Origin of the sequence: Pseudomonas nabeulensis (assembly GCF_004682045.1) — a bacterium.
GTDB lineage: Bacteria > Pseudomonadota > Gammaproteobacteria > Pseudomonadales > Pseudomonadaceae > Aquipseudomonas > Aquipseudomonas nabeulensis.
Window position 1 is genome coordinate 17,483 of sequence record NZ_QUZT01000032.1, and the last position, 19,645, is coordinate 37,127.

The following is a 19,645-nucleotide window of genomic DNA, read 5'->3' on the forward strand; positions in this document are numbered from 1 at the left end:
TAACTTTGACCGTACTCTTTTTTCCCACTACGTCGCCAGACAGTGGCTGAGCGCTACAGCGCGTGAGCGTTTGAGAAATCGCTCACACTCAAACACAACGCCCGACTTAACTCAGTAAGAAAATGATCGAAATAATCAATCTAATTAAATGTCAGGGCACTCGAAAAATCATCAACGACGTTTCATTCAGTGCTCAACACCACGAATGCCTAGGGCTATTTGGTGAAGACTCTATAGCCAAGACGGCACTCTTGTACCTGATGTCCGGCTCGACACTTCCGTCTAGCGGTCATGTCACCATCGAGGGGTTCAACACACAGACCCACCCCTTAAAAGCCAGGAAGTCTGTTGGATACCAATTGGACCAAGACCTCGCCCCCCCAAAGATGTCCGTCAAAGAGTTCCTTCACTTTATCGCTGAAGTTCGCGGGTTCCATGGCATGGAAAAACGCGCACGGGTCGAGCATACCGTTACTCGCATGGAGTTACAGCCGGTTCTGAACGCTCCCCTTGACGCCCTTTCCATTGGTTTTAAACGCAAGATTTCGATTGCCCAAGCCATTCTTCACGATCCGGCCCTGCTCCTGTTGAATGAGCCAAGCAAGGGTTTTACACCAGATGAGAAACATGGCCTGAAAAAGCTCATAGAGACCCTGAGGCAGGAAATGACCGTGATCATTGCCTCCCGTGATTGCGATGAACTGTCCGAACTCTGCACACGTGCATTGGTTATCGCGGGTGGCCGCCTCATGGCCGACACCCCACTGCCCGATCTGCAACGAGACTCGCGTCACTACCAGGCTGTCACGCTGACGGCAGACACGCCCTTGGACCTGCTGGCACTGGCTGTACTTCCTGGGGTAGCGGGCATAGAAGAACATCGACATGCGCCCGGAACGGTGACCGTCCTCGCCATGCCGGGACACACGATCTACTCGCACATCAACGCACTCATCGCCAGCAGACGCTGGAAAATAAACTCAATGTACCTGGAGCCGGGTCGTTTGAACGAGGTGGTTCACCAACTGAGCCGGGAGACACCTGCGTGAAATTGCTGCCGATTATTCTCAAGCGCCAACTCGTCAGCTACGCCTACGCCCCTGCCACCTACCTTAGCGTTGCCCTATCTCTGGGGCTGTCTACGGCCTTGGGGTTGCACATTAACCCATGGCTGGAACAAGACAGTGGCGATCTGCAGGTTTTTTTCCAACTGCACCCCTGGCTTTACTTATTACTAACACCTGCCTTGGCAACACAGCTGTGGTCGGACGAATCCGATGCCGGTTTCCTTGAGTTGGTGAAGATACTGCCCATCACCACGGCTGAACTCGTTATCGGAAAATTCATGGCCGCCTGGATAGTTTCGGGTACGGCATTGATATTAATGTTTCCGCTTATACTCGTTGCCAACTACCTGGGCGACGCAGACAACGGCGTCATCGCGTCACAATTCATCGCCAGCTGGCTGTTGGCAGGCAGTTATATGTCGTGTGCGTGTTTGATTTGTACATTTGCGCGCCAGCGTGCCGTTATATTTTCCCTGACATTATTCTTATTACTTGCAGCCAGCGGACTTTCTTCAGTCTTGGATGCCCTAGAACACCAAGCCCCTATCTGGGCAATCGACAGTTTGACGTCTCTTAGTCCACTTTCGAGGTTCAACGCCATCGACAACGGCAAATTCACACTGAGTGACAGCCTGTATTTTATTAGCATGATACTTGCTTGTCTCACGGCAACGATTGTCAGGCTCAACTACAAACACAGTTGAGATGTGAGGCCCTCTATGCGTTCCGCCCTGCGTACCTATCTGACACTCGCCGTCATAGCCTTACTGTTCCTGGCGTTTAACCTGGTATGGATACCCAAGCTTCCCGATGTGATGTGGGACTTTTCTCGACAAAACGTGCACACCCTATCCCCCGCCGCCCGGCAATTGCTCACGTCATTGGAGCACCCGTTGGATTTGTATTACTTCAACGCAAGCCACGCCCCGGAGAGAAGCTACGCCTTGAATCGCTATGGCAAACGCATCGAGGACCTGCTCAAGCAGTACGAAAAAGCGGCTAAAGGCATGATCAATCTGCACATTATCGAGCCCGCACCCTTTTCAGAGGATGCCTACAAAGCCGAGCTGTTTGGCCTTGACGACAAGGCCGGATTTCTGGGGTTGATCGGCACGCGCGCCGGTCAGGGGGCGCAGCGTATCGAATCGTTCAACCTCGACCGAGAGCCCTTGCTTGAATACGAAATCGGCCACCTGATCTACAAATTGCAGCACCCTGAGCGCCCGGTTGTCGGGTTGCTGCCGGGCGTGCCAATGGAAGAGTCGGCCGGTAGATTGATGAAAGAGCTGCACCGGCACTTCGACCTGGCCACCCTGGATTCAACCATCGTGTACGTGCCCGCGCAGATCAAAACCCTCATGGTCGTACATCCGCAGGCGCTGTCGGAGCAAGCGCTGTACGCGGTTGAACAGTTTGTATTGAGAGGCGGTAAATTGATCGCGTTTATCGACCCGGTCAGCGAGATCGGCGCGGATACCCCTTTACTCAGCAGCCGGTTGGACGAACTGCTGGCCGCGTGGGGCATACACATGCCGAGGGACAAGTTACTGGTGGACAAACTGTATGGTGCCTCCGCTATTGCTGGCGCGGGGAAGCCTGTGGTGCGCCATCCGGCGGTATTGAACCTGCCCCGGCAGGCAATGAACACCCACGATATCAGCACCTGGAAATTGGACACCGTGACAGTTTCCAGCAGCGGTGCACTTTTCCCTCACAAAAAAAGCCAGACGACCTTCACGCCGCTCCTGCACAGCTCCGTGCAATCTGCACTGATAGACACGACGCTCTTCAGCGACGCGACCGCTTCCGGTCCATCGCCCGACACCCTACAACGCCACGTGATTGCCGCCCGTATCGAAGGGCTTGGGCACTCGGCATTTCCAGAAGGTTTCGCAGGGACGGCGCCTGCTCTGCAAAAAACGGCGAACATCCATGTAGTAGTGGTCGCTGATACGGACTTGCTGGCGGATACCTTCAACAACGGTGCTGCCGACAGCAACGCGCTGTTTATCTTGAATACGCTGGATAACTTCTCCGCACCGGATGTACTGGCCAGCATTCGGCCTCGGGCGGTGGCGCAAAAGTCACCCACGGCACTGCAGACAATGCGCAACGCGGCAGAACTGGCGTATCGCGAACAAGCTGTTGAACTGGAACAGCGCCTGTTACAAACCGAGCAAGAATGGCGACTGTTGAGCCCGCAGGGCGTCCCGCTCGGAACCCAGGCAGTCGACTCCACAACCCAACTGCAAGCGCTCAACAAGGAACGCCTGCGCTTGCCCATGGAATTACATGCCCTGCAAGTCGAGGCGTACGCCCAGGTACATCGCTTGGAGCAATCGATAAAACTGGTGTTGATCCTGGCCATCCCACTGACGTTATGCCTGGTCAGTTGGCTGGTCTTCCTCAGCCAGCTAAAGCGCCGTTCGAGAGCCGGCAGCCTGTTTCAGTGATGACTCAGCGCCGGGCAATCAGCCCCTGCCGTGCAATGCGGGTCAGGTGACGAATCACTGCATCGGCATCGCAAGCGCGGGGGGCCTGGACAACCGCCAAATCAAAGCTGTTACTTGCAAAACGGGCCAAGGAGTCGCCGTCTTCGACAAACTGGATCAGGAACGCCGATGGTCGGCCGGTGCGACGGGGCCAGCCATCCAGATAACGCAATAGCGTGGGCTGGTGCTTGCCGCCCAGAAGGATTTTAGGATTGCGTTGAGTGAGGTCCGCGGTGATCGGGGCCAGGCGAATCAGGGGGCGTAGTGCATTCATCGTGTCGAGTCTCTGCCTCAAAAGTCTGCGGGCAGGTGAGAGGCAACACCGAACCAGCGCTTTAGCGGAATTTCGAAGCAAGGTGAATGCTTCTGTCGAGACCGTTAACAGTCCCCATGGCGCCCCGCAATTAGCTGTTTAAATCGGCGCATGAGCGGCATCCTAGAGAAGCCGCTACTGTGGTGTCAAGAATCCCAAGCAGCAAAAGGCCCGCGCGTGGCGGGCCTCTTGAAGGTTTTAAAGAGCGATCAGTTGGCGATGGCACGGTCGGCAGACAGTTTGCCCGCGCCTTCCAGCAGCACTGCCAGCGAGCCGCCCAGCAGGGCCAATGCAAACTCATAACCGTTGTTGGCCATGAACAGACCGTTATGGATATGCACCGAGAAGATCGCCACCAGCGACAGAATGGTCAGGCCCAAGGCCGCAGGACGAGCCAGCAAGCCGATGATCAGTGCAAGGCCGGCGAAGAATTCAGTACCGCCCGACAGCAACGCCATCAGCGTGCCCGGCGCCAAGCCGATGCTTTCCATCCACTGGGCAGTGCCCGCCAGACCGTAGCCGCCAAACCAGCCGAACAGTTTTTGCGAACCGTGAGCGGCGAAAATAATGCCGACCACAATGCGCAGAAGGGTCAGGCCGTAACCGGCGCGGGTGGACAGGATGTTTTTGATCAGTGGGCTCATGGTGATAATCCTTTTCAAAGTAGGGGTTGGTTGGCCGCTATATTAATCAGATTTCAGAATGATAAAAGCCGAAAAAATGCCTTATTAACATCGATAAAATCGATTATTTACGAGAGGCAATTTTGGGCGCTGGCGGCTCCAGGGACTCCCGCTCCCGATCAAACGCCAAATAGTATTTGTTGACGCTATTAACATAGCTGACGCCGCCCATTCCCACTTGCTCCATGGCAATGCGCTCGACCTGGAAGAACCACTGGTTCGGATTCAGCCCCCTGCGCCTGGCCTCGGTGCGCATGCCCTGCACCCGCTCCGGCCCCATGTTGTAAGCCGCCAGCACAAAGGCCATGCGCTCGCGTTCGTTGAGCTTGGGACTGGCGAAGAACTTGCGACGGATCATCGCCAGGTAACGCGCACCGGCCTGCACATTGCTGTCGAGACTCTCGATATTGTTGACGCCCACCCGCTGCGCCGCCGATGGCGTGATCTGCATCAGGCCCGTGGGGCCGCCGCTGTTGCGCGCGCCGGGGTCCAGTGCGGACTCCTTGAAGGCCAGTGCGGCCAGGTTCAGCCAATCCATGCCCTGCTCGCGGGCATGCTTTTGCAGAACCGGCCGCAGTTTTTCCAGACGCTGGCGGTCGACGCGTGCCAGCGGGTTGCGCACTTGATAGAGACGTCGATAAATACGCTGGAACGCCACGTCCTGATCGGATGGCGTTCGGTAAGTCTTGAGAAATCGATCGATACTCGCCCGCAGCATGGAGGCGTCCTGACGCACGAACCAGTATTCGTCGCCCGGCTCCTTGATTGCCACCTGCTTGTCAAAACGCAGTTTGGGCAGGATTTTCGACCAGCGCTCGGCAATCGGCTTCTCGACGATGGTCAGGTGAAAAATGCCGGCCTGGACCATCTCCAGCACATCCTCCACGGCCAGTGTCGGGTCAACCCACTCCACCTTCACCGGTGGCCGCTTATGCAGGGCCAATTGTTGGTTGACCTGGCTGATGGCATCCGCCGCCGCGCTGCCGGTGGTCAGCGCCAGGGTACGCCCGGACAGTTGCTCCAACTTGGTAAAGCGTCGTTCGCCTTTCACCCCCACCAGCCACAGAGGGATGCCGCTGGCAATCGGGTCGCTGGTGCTGATCTTGTGAACGGCCTTCACATCCAGCAATTCGCCAGGGGCCACCAGGTCACCTTCGCCTCGGGCCAACGCGCCGAGCAATTGGTCCTTGGCCTTGGGAATGATCTTGAGGTTGATTTCCTGGCCATCGCGGGCATGGCCATTGAGGTATTGCTCGAAGGCGCGCAGGCGATGGTATTCGACACCGATGGCCTGGCCTTGCACCTCGCCGGAGCTGTTGCGGCTCTGATTGACCAGTACGCGCAAGGTGCGACTGGAACGGATCTCCGCCAGATCGCGCACTTTGCTCGGTTTGGTCACCTCCAGCGGCCCATCCAGGCGCGCCACCGCCGCCATGGGCAGCAGTAGCGTGAGGCATAACATGAGCAACGCCGAGGGTCGGATCATCCGCGCTCCGGAAAAATAGGGAAAGGCATTCAGCCCACTGCAATAAACGGGCGACGTTCAAAGACAGCTATAACTCGTTGTAGTTCTTCGATTTTCTTATAAATCTACAGCTCTGATATGCTTTCCGGCCGCAGGCGGAGGTAGAACCATGCAACTCATTGATATCGGCGTCAACCTGACCAACCCCAGTTTCGACGAGAGGCACCAGGCCGTTCTCGACCGCGCCTACGCCGCCGGCGTGCAACAATTGGTGCTGACCGGCACCAGTGTCGAGGGCAGCGAACAGGCCCTGGAGCTCAGCGTAAAGCTGGATGAAAGTGGCCAGCGCTTGTTCAGCACCGCCGGCATCCACCCCCATTCCGCCAGCGACTGGAACGGCGACAGCGCCCGACGCTTGCGCGACTTACTCAATGAAAGCCGCGTACGTGCGGTGGGCGAATGCGGTCTGGATTTCAATCGGGATTTCTCGCCACGCCCCCAGCAGGAAAAAGTCCTCGAAGAACACCTCGCCCTGGCCGTCGAGCTGAAATTGCCGGTGTTCCTGCATGAACGCGATGCCAACCAGCGCCTGCTGGAGATCCTCAAGAACTACCGCGACCACCTCACCGCTGCCGTGGTGCACTGCTTCACTGGCGAACAACAGGCGCTGTTCAGCTATCTCGACCTCGACTTGCACATCGGCATCACCGGCTGGATTTGCGACGAGCGCCGTGGGACACACCTGCATCCGCTGGTCAGGGAAATTCCCCGAGGCCGTCTGATGCTGGAAAGCGATGCACCGTACCTGCTGCCGCGGACCCTGCGCCCCAAACCGAAAAACGGTCGTAACGAACCCGCGTATTTGCCCGAAGTCCTGCGTGAAGTGGCGCTGCACCGCAACGAAAGCGTGGAAGACCTGGCCCAACACAGCACTGACTGCGCCCGTGCCTTTTTCGGGTTGCCTTCCTTGGATTGATGCGGCGCATTGACCCACGTCAAAACGGTCTTGCTGAATAGCGGCACAATAATGGCACCTTGCCAATACTGTTTCCGCTATCAGAGAAAACCTTCCATGGGTGCCTGGCTTAGCAATATCTCGCTCAAGTACAAATTCTGGGCCGTCAACGCGGTCGCTTTCATCACCACGCTGTTGCTGGTGCTATACGCCGTACAGCTTGAACAACAGGCGCGCAGTGAGGCGTCCCAGGCGTCGGCTCAAGCGCAGGGGCGCTTGCTCAGTGCCTGGCCCGCCGACAAAGCATTGCCCAAAGACGAGCATTGGCTGACATTCGCTCAAGGCCAAGTCCCACACCTGGCCGACATGGATCTGTCAGCCCTGAGCAGCGCCAGCGGTTGGGTCGAACTCAATCACATGCCCTTGTTTGGCGACAACCCGTTGATGGGTGCCGAAGTGATCACCCGCTCTGACGGCCAACAGGTCGCCGTACTCGCCTACACGCCTAGCCTGAGCCAGGTATTTGGTGAACGCTTTGCCAATTACGCCGTGGCCGTGGCGATCCTGATGCTGGCCATGCTCGGCGCCTCACAACTGCTGATCCGCTTCCTGCTCAGCCAGCTCAACACCCTCAAGGACGTGATGCTGCACGTGGAAAAAACCGGCGACCTGGCGGCCCGCGTGCCCCTGGCGTGCAAGGACGAAGTCGGCCAGATGGCCAGCGCCTTCAACGCCATGCAGGCCGGCTACCAGCGCGTGGTCAACACCGTGGCACACACCGCCCGGCAATTGGATGATGGTGCCGCACGCCTGGCCAGCAGCATGAACGAGGTGCAGCACGGCATGCTCGGGCAGCAAAGCGAAACCGACCAGGCCGCCACCGCCATCAACGAGATGACCGCTACCGTCTACCACATCGCCCAACATGCCGGCGCCACTCGCGACCTGTCCCAGACCGCCGACACCCTCGCCGGCAGCGGCCAGGAAGTCGTAACCCGCGTACAGCGCTCGATTGCCGGGCTGTCCACCGGCGTGCAGCAAACTGCAGAAATGATCCAGAAACTCGCCGAGGACAGCCAGAAAATCAACGGTGTGGTCAGTGTGATCCACAGCATCGCCGAACAGACCAACCTGCTCGCCCTCAATGCCGCCATCGAAGCCGCCCGCGCCGGGGAAATGGGCCGTGGCTTTGCGGTGGTCGCCGACGAAGTGCGCAACCTCGCCAAACGCGTGCAAAGCTCCACCGACGAAATCACCCGCATGGTCTCGGCACTGCAAGCCGGTACCCGCGACGCGGTGGACTTCATGCAGGAAAGCTCGTTCAAGGCCGACGATTGCGTGCAGCAAGCCCAGGAAGCCGGCGTCGCACTCGCCGAAATCACCGGCGCTGTGGCACAGATGCGCGAGAGCAACACGCAAATCGCCGTCGCTGCCGAACAACAAAGCCACGTTGCCGAAGAGATGAACCGCGCAGTGGTGAGCATTCGCGATGTGACCGAAAACACCGTGCACCAAACCGTGGATTCGGCGACCACCAGTCACCAGCTGGCGACGTTGGCTGGGGAGTTGAGCAAAGCGATTGGGCAGTTGAAGTTGTAGGACTGTTGATCCTGTAATCCGGCGCCTACATCAAAACGTCGGTTTGCCCGACGTTTTGGTGAAACGTCCTAGCCATCCTCGCGAATAACGCCGACTTCTTTTTCTATCGAACCTCTGCAAAGTCCCTCGCCTGAATACACAGCGCGAGGGATTGCAGATGGACTTTCTTGTTAATGGGCCAGCCTCTTGATCGCCGCGACCAGCCAAGCCATTGGCTATCTGGTGCTGGCGGCCATGGATTCGAAGGCGCGCGACGTCGAATCCGTTATCCGCGACTTCAACGGCTGCCTTAATACTTACGAGGCCTGGGCGGAGAGTTTCTTCAGCCTCTCGGCGCTTGATGTCGAGCAGGTATTCAGGGTCGGGGATGAGGTGGCGCTGGTGGCGCCGATCAATCGGTCCATCCTTCCCAACACCACCACGGCGACGTGCCAGGCAAACGGCACGTTGACCCTGGTGCACATGTTCCAAAGCTCCCGCTTCGTGCCGATTGGCAATACGCCAGTGATGTTGCAGCGCATCGATCCCAACGGTGGACCACTGGGCGAGCCGCTCCATAAAACTATCGGGCCCAGCGGCATCCTGGAAGTCACCGAGTGTGATCGTAACCAGCCGTATCGGGTCAGCTTTTACCCCAACGTTTCCAAGGCGCATTTCACGGCGCTGTATGCCTCTTATCAGTCGGTCATTGCCCCACTGGAAACCTGGCTGCGCAATGAATGGACCCGCACGTTCGAACCCCTGTGGAAAGACTACACCGAAGCAAACTTTCTCAAGCGCTACCTATCGCTTCATGACGCCTACGCCCGCGGATTCAGCGACGCGTTGTACTCGCTCTGGGACAAACTGAAGCAGTTGTTGCAGTGGCTGTCAGCGCCTTTGGTGCATGCCGAACAACTGTTGCATTACCTGTCTCAGCTTGAGTTTGAAACGCTGCTTGAAGCCAGTGCCGAATCCATCGCCAAAGGCTTGCTGGTGCTGAGTGATGAACCGCTGCTGTTCATCTATTTGTCGGTGCTGGTCAGTTGGATGCGGATGTTGCCGCCGCCGTACATGAACGAATTGCTGGGGGAAATCAGCGCCGAGGTATTGATCAATTTGTTGTTGTGTCTCGCCACCGCCGGGATGGGCATGGCGATACGCATGAGCACGAAGGTGCTGGGAAGCATTAAGTCTCAAGGCGTGCGCAGGTGGCTGGATCATATCGCCCGGCAGTTTGGCAAAACGCGTGTGGATGAGCATGCCGAACTGGCCAAACCGTTTCTGCTGGGGAGTCATGCGACGCCGGTCAAGGTGATTCCGGATGTGCCGTTGAAGGTCGGAGATCAAGTGGTTTTGAATCCGGTGGCGCTGGTGCGGGAGAAGAGTAGGCCGCGCTCGGCGCTAGTGCGGTCGGAGCATGTTGATGATGTACCGGTGTCGGGAAAGAACCCGAACGGCGAAGCGGCTACCAGTGCGGATAAAACCGTGACCAACGGTTGCCCGGTGTCGATGGTTACCGGGGAAGAGTTGCTGACCCTTGTTGATGGTGCGCTGGACGGGATTTTGCCGTTCGAGTGGACACGGTTGTATCGCACCAGTGCGGTGGAAATCGATTGCGGGCTGGGGTTTGGCTGGAGCCATTCGCTGGCGCATCGGCTGGACGTTTCAGGTGATTCGGTGGTGTGGACCGATCATGAGAATCGGTCGACTGCCCTGCCCTTGCCGTCTTCTTCGCGGCCGGCGATTACCAATAGCCTGGCCGAAGCGGCAATCTACTTGGGCTCGGTGCCGGATGAGTTGGTGCTGGCGCAGGCGTCGCGTTTCTACCATTTCCGTAACGGTTTGCTGACAGCGATCAGCGACGCGTATGACAACCGGTTGCGTATTTCCCGGGATTTCTTGGGGCGTATTGAGCGGGTGTCTAACGGCGTTGGGCGTTCGCTGTTCTTGCGCTATTCGTCAGATCGCATTGTTGCGGTTGAGTACCAGATTCAGCGGGCAAAGGGGTATGAGCCCTACGTCTGGGTCACTGAGCTAATCGTTGTTTCCTACGCCTACGACGAACTTGGACGGTTGGTTTCAGCGACCAATGCCGTAGGCGAAAGCGAGACTTACCGGTACGACGATCAGCACGTGATTCTTGAGCGTGGTTTGGCCGGTGGGGCGAGTTTCTTCTGGGAGTGGGAAAGGTCCGGCAAGGCCGCGCGATGTGTTCGGCATTGGGCGAGTTTTTCCCAGATGGACACGCGGTATGCCTGGGATGACAACGGTCGCGTCACGGTGTTTAACGCCGATGGCAGTCAGGAAGTCTATGTGCATGACTCGCGTGCGCGGTTGGTACAGCCCAGCACTTCAAATCCTACGACGACAAGGGCCGGCTGACGGTTGAACAGGACCCGCTCGGGGCGGTGACGGCGTATCAGTACGACGAAGCCGGGCGTTTGGTGGCGTTGTTTCCGGGGGACGATGAGCCAACGTCCTACGAGCATGACAACGGGTTCGTACGGGTTGTGCGGCGGGGTGAGGCGGTTTGGAAGTACGAGCGTAATGATCAGGGCGATGTCATGCGCAGGATCGATCCTGACGGGCATATCACCGACTACACGTACAACAAATACGGGCAGCTGATTGGGGTTTGGTATCCCGATCACAGTCGCCAGCGGTTGGTGTGGAATGAGCGTGGGCAGCTAGTTGAGGAACAGCTGCCCAATGGCGGGATCAAGCGTTATCGCTATGACGAACTGGGGCGGCAGATTGCCCGCGAAGATGAACATGGCGCGCTGACTCAGTATCAGTGGGATGGCGTTGGGCGCTTGGTTCGGGTGGTTCTTCCGGGTGGGGCTTGCAGGGAATATGGCTACAACGCTTACGGAAAAATCACTGCTGAACGGGACGAGTTAGGGAACGTTACCCGTTACGAATATGCGGATGGGTTGCACCTGATCAGTCGTCGCGTCAACGCTGACGGCTCGCAGATCAAATACCGTTACGACAATGTGCGGTTACTGCTGACCGAGATTGAAAACGAGGTGGGTGAAACCTACCGACTGGATTACCACCCCAATGGGCTGATCCAGCAGGAGATTGGGTTCGACGGTCAGCGCACTGCCTATGTTTATGACCTCAATGGCAACCTGCAAGAAAAGACCGAACATGGCGATGACGGCAGTCAGTTAGTCACCTGCTACGAGCGGGATCATGCCGGGCGGCTGGTACGAAAAATCCTTCCCGATGGGAAATCCGTCGACTATACGTACGACCGCCAAGGCAATCTCCTAAGCGTCGACGATAGCCACTGGTTTCTCGCCTACGAATACGACGCGCAAAACCGCCTCACCGCCGAACACCAAGGCTGGGGCACCCTGCGCTATGGCTACGACGTCTGCGGCCAACTTCAAAAGCTGCGTCTGCCTGATAACAACCGCGTCGTTTTCAACCACGCCAAGGGCGGCCATCTCTCTACCGTCGAACTGAACGGTGAAACCCTAACCTCTCACCTCTACAAATCCGGCCAGGAACACCAACGCCAACAAGGCCAACTCCTCAGTCATTACCACTACGACGACCAACAGCGCCTGCACGCCCACGCCGTCACCCAGCAGGACCATTACCTTTTCCAACGCCAGTACGACTACGACAAATCCGGCAACCTCACTCGCCTGCTGGATACCCGCAAGGGCGAACACCACTACCACTACGACCCGCTAAACCGTCTCACCCGCGCCAACCACTCCCAGGACGTGCAAGAACGTTTCGGCCACGACCCGGCGGGCAACCTGCTGATGCACGACCGCCCCGGCCCGGACATCGTGGCGGGTAATCGTTTGATGAGTCAGGGTGATAACCACTATGACTACGATGCGTTCGGCGATCTGATTCGTGAGCGGCGCGGCAAAGGCCATGCGCTGGTCACTGAATACCGCTACGACTGTCAGCATCGGTTGATTGGTGTCATCAAGCCAAACGGCCAAACCGCCAGCTATCGCTATGACCCATTTGGGCGGCGAATCAGCAAAACCGTAGACGGCATCACTACGGAATTTTTCTGGCAAGGCGACAAGCTGGTTGCCGAACATCACGCAGATCAGCATCGCAGCTATCTCTACGAGCCGGATAGTTTTCGCCCACTGGCGCTACTGGAAGGCTTCGGCCCAAAAGCAGTAAAGCCCTACCACTACCAACTCGACCACCTCGGCACGCCGCAGGAGCTCACTGACACCGATGGCGAAATCGTCTGGTCCGCCCACTACCGCGCCTACGGAGAAATCAGCCGCCTTGATGCCGGAAAAGTCGACAACCCAATAAGGTTTCAGGGTCAGTACTTCGACCAGGAAAGTGGGCTGCACTACAACCGTCATCGCTACTACAATCCGGATATTGGTCGCTACCTGACGCCGGACCCGGTGAAGTTGGCGGGTGGAATCAACGCATACCAGTACGCAGCTAACCCTACAGGGTGGGTAGATCCGCTGGGTTTAAGCAGATGCCCAGGCGGAGACGGCTGTAAACCTACGCATCGCACTGATGACCCAGCTGCCAAAGCCCGAGTCAAAAAAGAGGATGATGCGCAAGCCCCTAAAGGCGCTGATAGCGAGTTCTCAAGAAATGGTGCATTCAGAAGAGCAAAGGCTATAGGCGGTGTTCCCATGAACCAACAGCCACAGAGCGTTTTCCGAGAAACCATCACGGACCAAGATCGTTATATTCAAGGAAGAGTTTATAAATTTGAGTTACGAGGTAGAGTTGTTGAAATTCGAGAACACTCTTTGGGCCACGAAAAAGGCAACCATGCTCCACATTTCAATACCGAAATCAATATCGGCGACATTAAAAGGCCGCTGACTATCGGTGATGACTCCCATACTTACTTCAGGAGATAGAAAATGAAGACGGTTTTTATATACGAAGTCGGCATACGCCCCTGGGATCAGATTCAACATACAGAAAACTCTGAGTACACCACGATATCTCTACTCAACCAAGACTTTGGTAGCGTATGGAAAACGTGGCGTATGCTTGCATCTTTGTTGACACATGAATGGCCGACAATAATAAAATGGTACACCACGAGCTCACCCCAATACAGCAAAACACATGAATATCAAACGCTAAAAGATTTTTCAAAAAAATCTGGACCAAAAGATATATTCAAAAAAAATGAAGAAACACTCATTTATTCAGGAATAAAGCACCTAAACTCCAACCCAGAAAATATAGACCCCATAGATCTTAAAGTGTACAGAGTATCAACAACCTTAATGCTAAAAGAGAAAGGCAACCAAATAGAGCAACTGTGGCACCGATTAAGCCACCTTAAACACATTTCCACAACTGAGGATTTCAAATCAATACTCGCAGACAACGAAATTCTATCGTTCAGATTTTACGATTCAGAAACGTTTGGAGCTGCTCAACTCATATGCCACTCAGTGCACGCCCCCAAAATAATAGATGCTCTTGCTAGCCTTAAAACAGATGAGATCCCTAGAGCCGGGGTTTACAAGTACATTCACAGCTAACTTAAGCAAAGCCTTTTAACTGCATGACCTAAAGACCACCCCAAACTGACCGTATCGAAATACCACGACAGTAAAACTTTTGATAGAAATCATCTCACCCATGAACAACAAAGAGATATTCAGCAAAAAAATTATCAACCCAGCCATCACGAAGGTAAACCATCTTGAAAATGAGATAGATGAAACCTTCGAAAACATGAAGATCACTCATAAAAAACTTGATCAAGAAGAACTCTCAACAATAATAAACACCCTCACGAAAACTTTCTTCAAATCAGAGAGCAACCTACTCAACCCGACCGAATTGAACGAAAAAAGCACAGAATACAACCCAAAATTCTGGCGGGAAATACAACATCGCATTCACCAAAAACATCTGATCCTTCTAGTCTATGACTCTGCGTACAGAGCTTGGGAAGTCGGCGATGCACAAGACGTGGCGTCAATCCTGCACGAAACGACCGGATACCCATTCTGGGTAACGGATAGTGAATTCACGTTTTTGGTGCATATGGATGATCATGACTGTATCCATTGGGCTTGAAAAACGCCAAAAGCGGAAAGACTTCTAGAGGATGATAAATGGCGACGCTACTGACAAAACCATCAGACCTTACAGCAAGTAATTATAAAAAAGCTCGAATTCTGGCGTTCAACGAACACGTAGAAGAAGATGTCACTTTGCTCGTAGACGGGACAGTCGTAAATTGCTTTATCAGCTACTGCCCCTATGAAATAGAAGTTGGAAAATTCTACGATGTGGAGCTAACCATGAATCTCGCGGATGACTACGAGCTAGACCCGGTAGAGCCAAGCGGGCTTTCCGCCGTGAAAATAGACCCTGGCTTTACCTACCTTCTATACGGTGAACTCTATGACGATAAATTTCTCACCTTCACATCACTGAACGATGAAGGGATACATTACGACCATCCAGACTGCAACGAGCACTTTGTCAGATTAAAAGTTGAAAGGATCGACGCCAGTTTTCGCTAGACGCCTGAAATTCCGTACGACCGGTATATAAGGGGGTATAGGTACGCTATGACCCCCATAGCCAGCCCCAATTCGCCACCCCACCCACCCCCACCTAGACTCTGTCCAAGTTGTTTCAACGGACAGAGGATTCACCATCATGGGCAAACGTCACCCCAATCTCCCCGCCTGGCAATGGCGTAGCTACCCACAAAACCACCAGCACCCGACCAACCTGGCGTTGCACCTGATTGCCGTGCCGCTGTTTATCATCGGGTTTCTGTTGATTGTGTCCGGGGTATTCAGCCTGAGCCTGGCCAGTTTCGCCGTTGGCGTTGTCGGTATCCTGGCGGGACTGGCGTTGCAGCGTCATGGTCACAGCCTGGAAGCCCAGGCCAGTGAGCCGTTCAGTGATCGCACAGACGCTGTGCAGCGCCTGGTGGTCGAGCAGTTTGTGACGTTTCCGCGCTTTGTGTTCAGCGGTGGCTGGTGGCGTGCTTGGCGGCAGCGCCATCGCCACTGAGGGTCAGGCGAAAACCACCACAGTCTGGCGGCTGATGGCGATCAATTCGCCGGTCGGGCTCCACAGTGCGGCGGCGGCGTGGCCGTAACCGTCGCGGGCGTGTTCGATGGTGACGTGGTACTGGCACCAATCAAGGGTCGTAAGAGCCTGCAACGGCTGGATGAACTCGATGGTCCAGGTCAGGGTGCTGCCCGGCGCTGGCTTTTTGAGGTGCGGGAGTAAAGCGGGCGGCCAGGCATCGACCAGGGCCAGGATATGCGCTTCGGTCAGTGGTTCTTCTTTCACGTCCCCACGCAATCGAACCCAACCGCCCATTTCGCGGGATTTATTCCCGGTAAACGGCAGACCGCCCACGCTCCAGCGCATCGCCAGGTGGCGCATGAACTCCGGCGTTACGCCTTTGATATACGGCAGTTCCTGGCACTCATCCCAATGTTTGAATACCGGTGGCGCTTCGCTTTCCACCACGATTTCCGATTCGCGGGACGCACCGAAGCTGGCCTGTACCAGGGTCGCCACTTCGCTGTTTTGCACCACCCGGCCTAACAACTGACTGACCGCCTTGCCTTCGCGCAGGACTTCAACTTGATAGCTGGCCGGTACGTCGGGGGCCACCGGGCCAACAAAGGTGATCGCCAGCGAGCGTAAAGGTCGATCCTCTGGCACCTGGGCACGCAGCGCTTCGTACTGCAACGCAGCCACCAGGCCACCAAAGGTCGCGCGACCTTGGGCCCACTCGGCAGGGATGGTGACATCCAGCGGGTTGCTACGGGCGGCGTCGAGCAAATCACTAAAGCGCATGGTGACCTCACATCAAAAAGAACAGAAGGAGGATCTTAACCATCGTGCCCGTCAGGTACAGCGCTTATTCCGGCCAAAAGCCGGACCGTTTCAGAAACAATCCGCGCTGAGCTTGTCCAGAACGCGGTCCGCCTTAACGGCAGCCTTGGCCATGGTGCGCTGCCATACCGCAACGCAGGGCTGCAAATCCGGCTGGTGTTCGGCCTGGGCCAACCATTGCCAGCAGTCGTGCCAGTCACCCAACGCGCCTTGGGCTTTCTTGAGGCGCGACATGGCATTGGCGGGGAGTTTGTCCAGTTCGGGATAGGCTTCGGCGGCATAACGCACGCGCTTGATTAACAACCGCAGGCGGTGGCGATCATGGCTGGGGTCCTTGAGCGCTTCGTCGAGCGTGTGCCATTGCTTGGCCAGGCGTTTCTCGATGCGCGGACGCAAACCCTTGAGCAGTTTTTGATGGTGGGACGCACGGACAAAACGTGGGAAGGCATCGAGGATCAGCAGAAGCTGTGCCAGCTCCGCGCTTTGCGCCACCTGGCGATAGGCCTCGGGCTGCAAACGCAGGCGCCGATTCGCAGCGTCGTGATAACCATGCTGGCGCAAGTACGCCGCCATGACCTCACGGTCGCGTAGCGGCGTCGTCAATTGGCCGACCGCGCTGGCAGCCGACTCCAGCTGTTCCACCCCTGGCAAGCCGCGCAAAGGGCGCAACAAGCTGCGCAGACGCCGCACGGTGGTGCGCAGGTCGTGCAAGGCTTCATCATCGGTGACGGCGGCGAGGCGAGCCTGGCAGCTCAGTAACCCTACTTCCAGGCCAATGACCTGAGCGACTAACTGATCGACCAAAGCTGACATTCTGCCCTCACCTGCTGATGAAAAATCCTACCCGCCCCACAGGTTAACGCCCGGCGCGAGACTCACGAATATAGAACCGCGCTTTCTCGGCCTTGTTGGAGCAGCCTTCAAACGCTTCGAATTGTTGCTGGGTCTTGGCGCCGGTCAACAGGGACAGGGCCTTGGAGTAGCTCACGGTCCCGGCGAAACCTTCGGCCTTGGCCAGGTCCAGCTCATGCCATGCGGCATCCAATTGCGTGCCGCAGCTGTCGCGGTATGCGGTTTTCCCGGCACAACCGGCCAGGGCCAATGCGATCACAGGCACACACATCCAGGCTTTCATCGATGACACCTCAAATAAAGAAAAACAGTCGTACTGTGTAGACGTTGCCTACAAAGAAAAGTGCCTTGTCCTCATCCTGAATTCGAAAGCCCCTATCGCCAGAGCATACCCGAGTAGCGTGGCTATCCTGGAAAAATAGTGTAGTCGTCCACGAAGATTGAAGCGGCTTGCTCATGGGTGCATTGTGGGCACCTGCCTTGGGGAGGACATGGACCATGAAAAAGCGTGTGGCCTTGGTGCTGGGTTCCGGCGGAGCCCGGGGCTACGCCCATATCGGGGTGATCGAAGAGATCGAACGACGCGGCTACGACATTGCCTGTGTCGCCGGTTGTTCCATGGGCGCCGTGGTGGGCGGGATCTATGCCGCGGGCAAACTCGACGAATATCGAAACTGGATCGAGAGCCTCGACTACCTCGACGTGCTGCGCCTGGTGGACGTGAGCTTTCGTCTGGGGGCGATTCGTGGGGAGAAGGTCTTCGGACAGATCCGCAAGATCGTCGGCGAACTCAACATCGAAGAGCTGCGCATCCCCTACACCGCTGTCGCCACGGACCTCACCAACCAGCAGGAAATCTGGTTCCAGGAAGGTTGCCTGCACCAGGCGATGCGCGCTTCGGCGGCAATCCCCAGTCTTTTCACCCCCGTCATGCAGGGCAACCGCATGCTGGTGGACGGCGGCCTGCTCAACCCGCTGCCCATCGTGCCGGTGGTGTCGAGCCACTGCGACCTGATCATCGCGGTCAACCTCAACGCCACTAACCAGAAGCACTACCACCTACCCGTAATCCAGCGCCCACCAGCGTTTAAAAGCCGCTTCAATAACCTGGCGAAGTCACTGGGCTCACACCTGCCATTTCGTCGCAAGCAGGCTGAGCAGTTGATGAAGCTGGAGCAGGAAGCCTTGCAGGCCGAGGCAGCGGAGATCAACCCGTGGCTGGAGTCAGCCGAACCGGAATCCCAGCAGCCTGCCGCCGCGCCGGAAAAAGAAGGGGCGCCTAAGTCGGCGACGGGATCATTCATCATTGATAACGTCGGGCCGGCGTCATTGCTGGATTTGATCAACCAGAGTTTCGAGGTGATGCAGACGTCGTTGGCGCAGTACAAGATCGCGGGGTACCCGCCGGATGTGCTGATCAACGTGCCGAAGCGGGTGTGCCGGTTTTTCGAGTTCTACAAGGCGCCGGAGTTGATCGCGTTGGGGCGGGAGATTGCCAGTGATACGTTGGATCGGTATGAGAGTGAGCAGCGCTGAAATTTTTGGTGTTGCTGATGGCGCCATCGGGGGCAAGCCCCCTCCCACATTGGATTGGGTTCACATAGTTCCATCTGTGAATACGGTCAGTGTGGGAGGGGGCTTGCCCCCGATGAGGCCAGACCAGACACCACACAACTATGCACTCAGCAACCGATACCCCACCCCCGCCTCCGTCACGATAAACCGCGGCTGAGTGGGATCATCCGCCAGTTTCTGCCGCAGATGCCCCACCACAATCCGCAGGTAATGGCTGTCCTCGGTATGGGTCGGCCCCCAGATATCCTTGAGCAATTGCTGCTGGGTAATCACCCGCCCGGGATGTCGCGCCAATTGCGCCAGCACCGCGTACTCCTTGCGGGTCAGCGCGACTTCGACACCGTCCAGCAGAACGCGTCGATAGGCCAGGTCCACGGTCAACGGGCCAAATTGCAACGCCGCTTGCTGGGTTTCTCCCGCCGGCGCCTGGCGCAACAAAGCACGCACGCGGGCGAGAAATTCCTGGATGCCAAACGGCTTGGTCACGTAGTCGTTGGCGCCACCGTCAAGGGCTTCGACTTTCTGTCCCTCGCTGGCCCGCACCGACAGCACCAACACCGGCACCGTCGACCACTCGCGAAACTCACGCAACACTTGCTGACCGTCCATGTCCGGCAGGCCGAGGTCGAGCACCAGCAGGTCCGGCTTGCTCAACGCCGCTTGCGCCAACCCTTCGTTGCCGGTGCCGGCCTCGATCACCTTGTAGCCCTGGGAGGCCAGGCTGATGCGCAAGAATTTGCGGATCTGCGGCTCGTCATCAATGACCAAAATCGTCGCGGTCTGGCTCATGGTGTCTCATCAAAAT

At 56.8% G+C, this 19,645-nt stretch carries 17 protein-coding genes and 1 pseudogene; 11 read left to right on the top strand and 7 right to left on the bottom strand.

The window, feature by feature from the left end; all coding sequences use genetic code 11:
• Nucleotides 1-122: 122 nt before the first annotated feature.
• From DYL61_RS17455 to DYL61_RS17465, 3 genes are read left to right on the top strand one after another with little or no spacing between them, the layout of a single operon-like run.
• On the top strand, nucleotides 123-1,049 hold the full coding sequence (locus DYL61_RS17455; RefSeq protein WP_135309354.1) for an ATP-binding cassette domain-containing protein: 927 nt from the start codon (nucleotides 123-125) through the stop codon (nucleotides 1,047-1,049).
• A complete protein-coding gene (locus DYL61_RS17460; RefSeq protein WP_135309355.1) occupies nucleotides 1,046-1,771 on the top strand; it encodes an ABC transporter permease in 726 nt (241 codons plus the stop codon). Before DYL61_RS17455 ends, DYL61_RS17460 begins: the two co-directional genes overlap by 4 nt.
• Nucleotides 1,772-1,786: 15 nt before the next feature.
• Nucleotides 1,787-3,520, top strand: a complete 1,734-nt coding sequence (locus DYL61_RS17465; protein WP_135309356.1) for a Gldg family protein — start codon at nucleotides 1,787-1,789, stop codon at nucleotides 3,518-3,520.
• Between the two features lie 4 nt (nucleotides 3,521-3,524).
• Here DYL61_RS17465 and DYL61_RS17470 read toward each other — a convergent pair whose 3' ends face one another.
• The 3 genes from DYL61_RS17470 to DYL61_RS17480 form a co-directional block, all read right to left on the bottom strand.
• A complete protein-coding gene (locus tag DYL61_RS17470; protein ID WP_135309357.1) occupies nucleotides 3,525-3,833 on the bottom strand; it encodes a class I SAM-dependent methyltransferase in 309 nt (102 codons plus the stop codon).
• 248 nt (nucleotides 3,834-4,081) lie between these two features.
• Nucleotides 4,082-4,516 carry a DoxX family protein gene (locus DYL61_RS17475; RefSeq protein ID WP_135309358.1) on the bottom strand — a complete coding sequence of 145 codons (435 nt, stop codon included), beginning with the start codon at nucleotides 4,514-4,516 and terminating at the stop codon, nucleotides 4,082-4,084.
• 103 nt (nucleotides 4,517-4,619) lie between these two features.
• Nucleotides 4,620-6,041 carry an MltF family protein gene (locus DYL61_RS17480; RefSeq protein ID WP_135309359.1) on the bottom strand — a complete coding sequence of 474 codons (1,422 nt, stop codon included), beginning with the start codon at nucleotides 6,039-6,041 and terminating at the stop codon, nucleotides 4,620-4,622.
• 148 nt (nucleotides 6,042-6,189) lie between these two features.
• Between DYL61_RS17480 and DYL61_RS17485 the strand changes: the two genes are divergently transcribed.
• From DYL61_RS17485 to DYL61_RS17515, 7 genes and pseudogenes are all read left to right on the top strand, one after another.
• Nucleotides 6,190-6,996, top strand: coding sequence for a TatD family hydrolase (locus DYL61_RS17485; RefSeq protein WP_135309360.1), 807 nt, complete (start codon nucleotides 6,190-6,192; stop codon nucleotides 6,994-6,996).
• Nucleotides 6,997-7,092: 96 nt separating this feature from the next.
• Nucleotides 7,093-8,574 carry a methyl-accepting chemotaxis protein gene (locus DYL61_RS17490; RefSeq protein WP_135309361.1) on the top strand — a complete coding sequence of 494 codons (1,482 nt, stop codon included), beginning with the start codon at nucleotides 7,093-7,095 and terminating at the stop codon, nucleotides 8,572-8,574.
• Nucleotides 8,575-8,808: 234 nt separating this feature from the next.
• Nucleotides 8,809-13,436, top strand: a pseudogene (locus DYL61_RS17495) (RHS repeat-associated core domain-containing protein).
• Nucleotides 13,437-13,439: 3 nt separating this feature from the next.
• Nucleotides 13,440-14,075 carry a hypothetical protein gene (locus DYL61_RS17500; protein WP_135309362.1) on the top strand — a complete coding sequence of 212 codons (636 nt, stop codon included), beginning with the start codon at nucleotides 13,440-13,442 and terminating at the stop codon, nucleotides 14,073-14,075.
• A gap of 100 nt (nucleotides 14,076-14,175) precedes the next feature.
• Nucleotides 14,176-14,619 carry a hypothetical protein gene (locus DYL61_RS17505; RefSeq protein WP_135309363.1) on the top strand — a complete coding sequence of 148 codons (444 nt, stop codon included), beginning with the start codon at nucleotides 14,176-14,178 and terminating at the stop codon, nucleotides 14,617-14,619.
• Between the two features lie 38 nt (nucleotides 14,620-14,657).
• On the top strand, nucleotides 14,658-15,071 hold the full coding sequence (locus DYL61_RS17510) for a hypothetical protein (protein ID WP_135309364.1): 414 nt from the start codon (nucleotides 14,658-14,660) through the stop codon (nucleotides 15,069-15,071).
• Nucleotides 15,072-15,210: 139 nt separating this feature from the next.
• The gene (locus DYL61_RS17515; RefSeq protein ID WP_135309365.1) at nucleotides 15,211-15,573 is read left to right on the top strand and encodes an Mpo1-like protein; all 363 of its coding nucleotides are present in this window, start codon (nucleotides 15,211-15,213) and stop codon (nucleotides 15,571-15,573) included.
• Between the two features lie 3 nt (nucleotides 15,574-15,576).
• Here DYL61_RS17515 and DYL61_RS17520 read toward each other — a convergent pair whose 3' ends face one another.
• The 3 genes from DYL61_RS17520 to DYL61_RS17530 all read right to left on the bottom strand — a co-directional run bounded on the left by DYL61_RS17520 (nucleotide 15,577) and on the right by DYL61_RS17530 (nucleotide 17,548).
• On the bottom strand, nucleotides 15,577-16,374 hold the full coding sequence (locus DYL61_RS17520; protein WP_135309366.1) for an acyl-CoA thioesterase: 798 nt from the start codon (nucleotides 16,372-16,374) through the stop codon (nucleotides 15,577-15,579).
• A gap of 90 nt (nucleotides 16,375-16,464) precedes the next feature.
• The gene (locus DYL61_RS17525) at nucleotides 16,465-17,226 is read right to left on the bottom strand and encodes a CHAD domain-containing protein (RefSeq protein WP_135309367.1); all 762 of its coding nucleotides are present in this window, start codon (nucleotides 17,224-17,226) and stop codon (nucleotides 16,465-16,467) included.
• Nucleotides 17,227-17,269: 43 nt separating this feature from the next.
• Nucleotides 17,270-17,548 carry a hypothetical protein gene (locus tag DYL61_RS17530; protein ID WP_105700235.1) on the bottom strand — a complete coding sequence of 93 codons (279 nt, stop codon included), beginning with the start codon at nucleotides 17,546-17,548 and terminating at the stop codon, nucleotides 17,270-17,272.
• Nucleotides 17,549-17,763: 215 nt separating this feature from the next.
• Between DYL61_RS17530 and DYL61_RS17535 the strand changes: the two genes are divergently transcribed.
• Nucleotides 17,764-18,801, top strand: coding sequence for a patatin-like phospholipase family protein (locus DYL61_RS17535; protein ID WP_135309368.1), 1,038 nt, complete (start codon nucleotides 17,764-17,766; stop codon nucleotides 18,799-18,801).
• 138 nt (nucleotides 18,802-18,939) lie between these two features.
• Here DYL61_RS17535 and DYL61_RS17540 read toward each other — a convergent pair whose 3' ends face one another.
• Nucleotides 18,940-19,629, bottom strand: a complete 690-nt coding sequence (locus DYL61_RS17540) for a response regulator (RefSeq protein ID WP_135309369.1) — start codon at nucleotides 19,627-19,629, stop codon at nucleotides 18,940-18,942.
• Nucleotides 19,630-19,645 lie beyond the last annotated feature (16 nt).

Coding starts and splice junctions, on each gene's coding strand:
- DYL61_RS17455 (WP_135309354.1), top strand. CDS start 123: ATGATCGAAATAATCAATCTAATTAAATGTCAGGGCACTCGAAAAATC.
- DYL61_RS17465 (WP_135309356.1), top strand. CDS start 1,787: ATGCGTTCCGCCCTGCGTACCTATCTGACACTCGCCGTCATAGCCTTA.
- DYL61_RS17470 (WP_135309357.1), bottom strand. CDS start 3,833: ATGAATGCACTACGCCCCCTGATTCGCCTGGCCCCGATCACCGCGGAC.
- DYL61_RS17475 (WP_135309358.1), bottom strand. CDS start 4,516: ATGAGCCCACTGATCAAAAACATCCTGTCCACCCGCGCCGGTTACGGC.
- DYL61_RS17480 (WP_135309359.1), bottom strand. CDS start 6,041: ATGATCCGACCCTCGGCGTTGCTCATGTTATGCCTCACGCTACTGCTG.
- DYL61_RS17485 (WP_135309360.1), top strand. CDS start 6,190: ATGCAACTCATTGATATCGGCGTCAACCTGACCAACCCCAGTTTCGAC.
- DYL61_RS17490 (WP_135309361.1), top strand. CDS start 7,093: ATGGGTGCCTGGCTTAGCAATATCTCGCTCAAGTACAAATTCTGGGCC.
- DYL61_RS17500 (WP_135309362.1), top strand. CDS start 13,440: ATGAAGACGGTTTTTATATACGAAGTCGGCATACGCCCCTGGGATCAG.
- DYL61_RS17505 (WP_135309363.1), top strand. CDS start 14,176: ATGAACAACAAAGAGATATTCAGCAAAAAAATTATCAACCCAGCCATC.
- DYL61_RS17510 (WP_135309364.1), top strand. CDS start 14,658: ATGGCGACGCTACTGACAAAACCATCAGACCTTACAGCAAGTAATTAT.
- DYL61_RS17515 (WP_135309365.1), top strand. CDS start 15,211: ATGGGCAAACGTCACCCCAATCTCCCCGCCTGGCAATGGCGTAGCTAC.
- DYL61_RS17520 (WP_135309366.1), bottom strand. CDS start 16,374: ATGCGCTTTAGTGATTTGCTCGACGCCGCCCGTAGCAACCCGCTGGAT.
- DYL61_RS17525 (WP_135309367.1), bottom strand. CDS start 17,226: ATGTCAGCTTTGGTCGATCAGTTAGTCGCTCAGGTCATTGGCCTGGAA.
- DYL61_RS17530 (WP_105700235.1), bottom strand. CDS start 17,548: ATGAAAGCCTGGATGTGTGTGCCTGTGATCGCATTGGCCCTGGCCGGT.
- DYL61_RS17535 (WP_135309368.1), top strand. CDS start 17,764: ATGAAAAAGCGTGTGGCCTTGGTGCTGGGTTCCGGCGGAGCCCGGGGC.
- DYL61_RS17540 (WP_135309369.1), bottom strand. CDS start 19,629: ATGAGCCAGACCGCGACGATTTTGGTCATTGATGACGAGCCGCAGATC.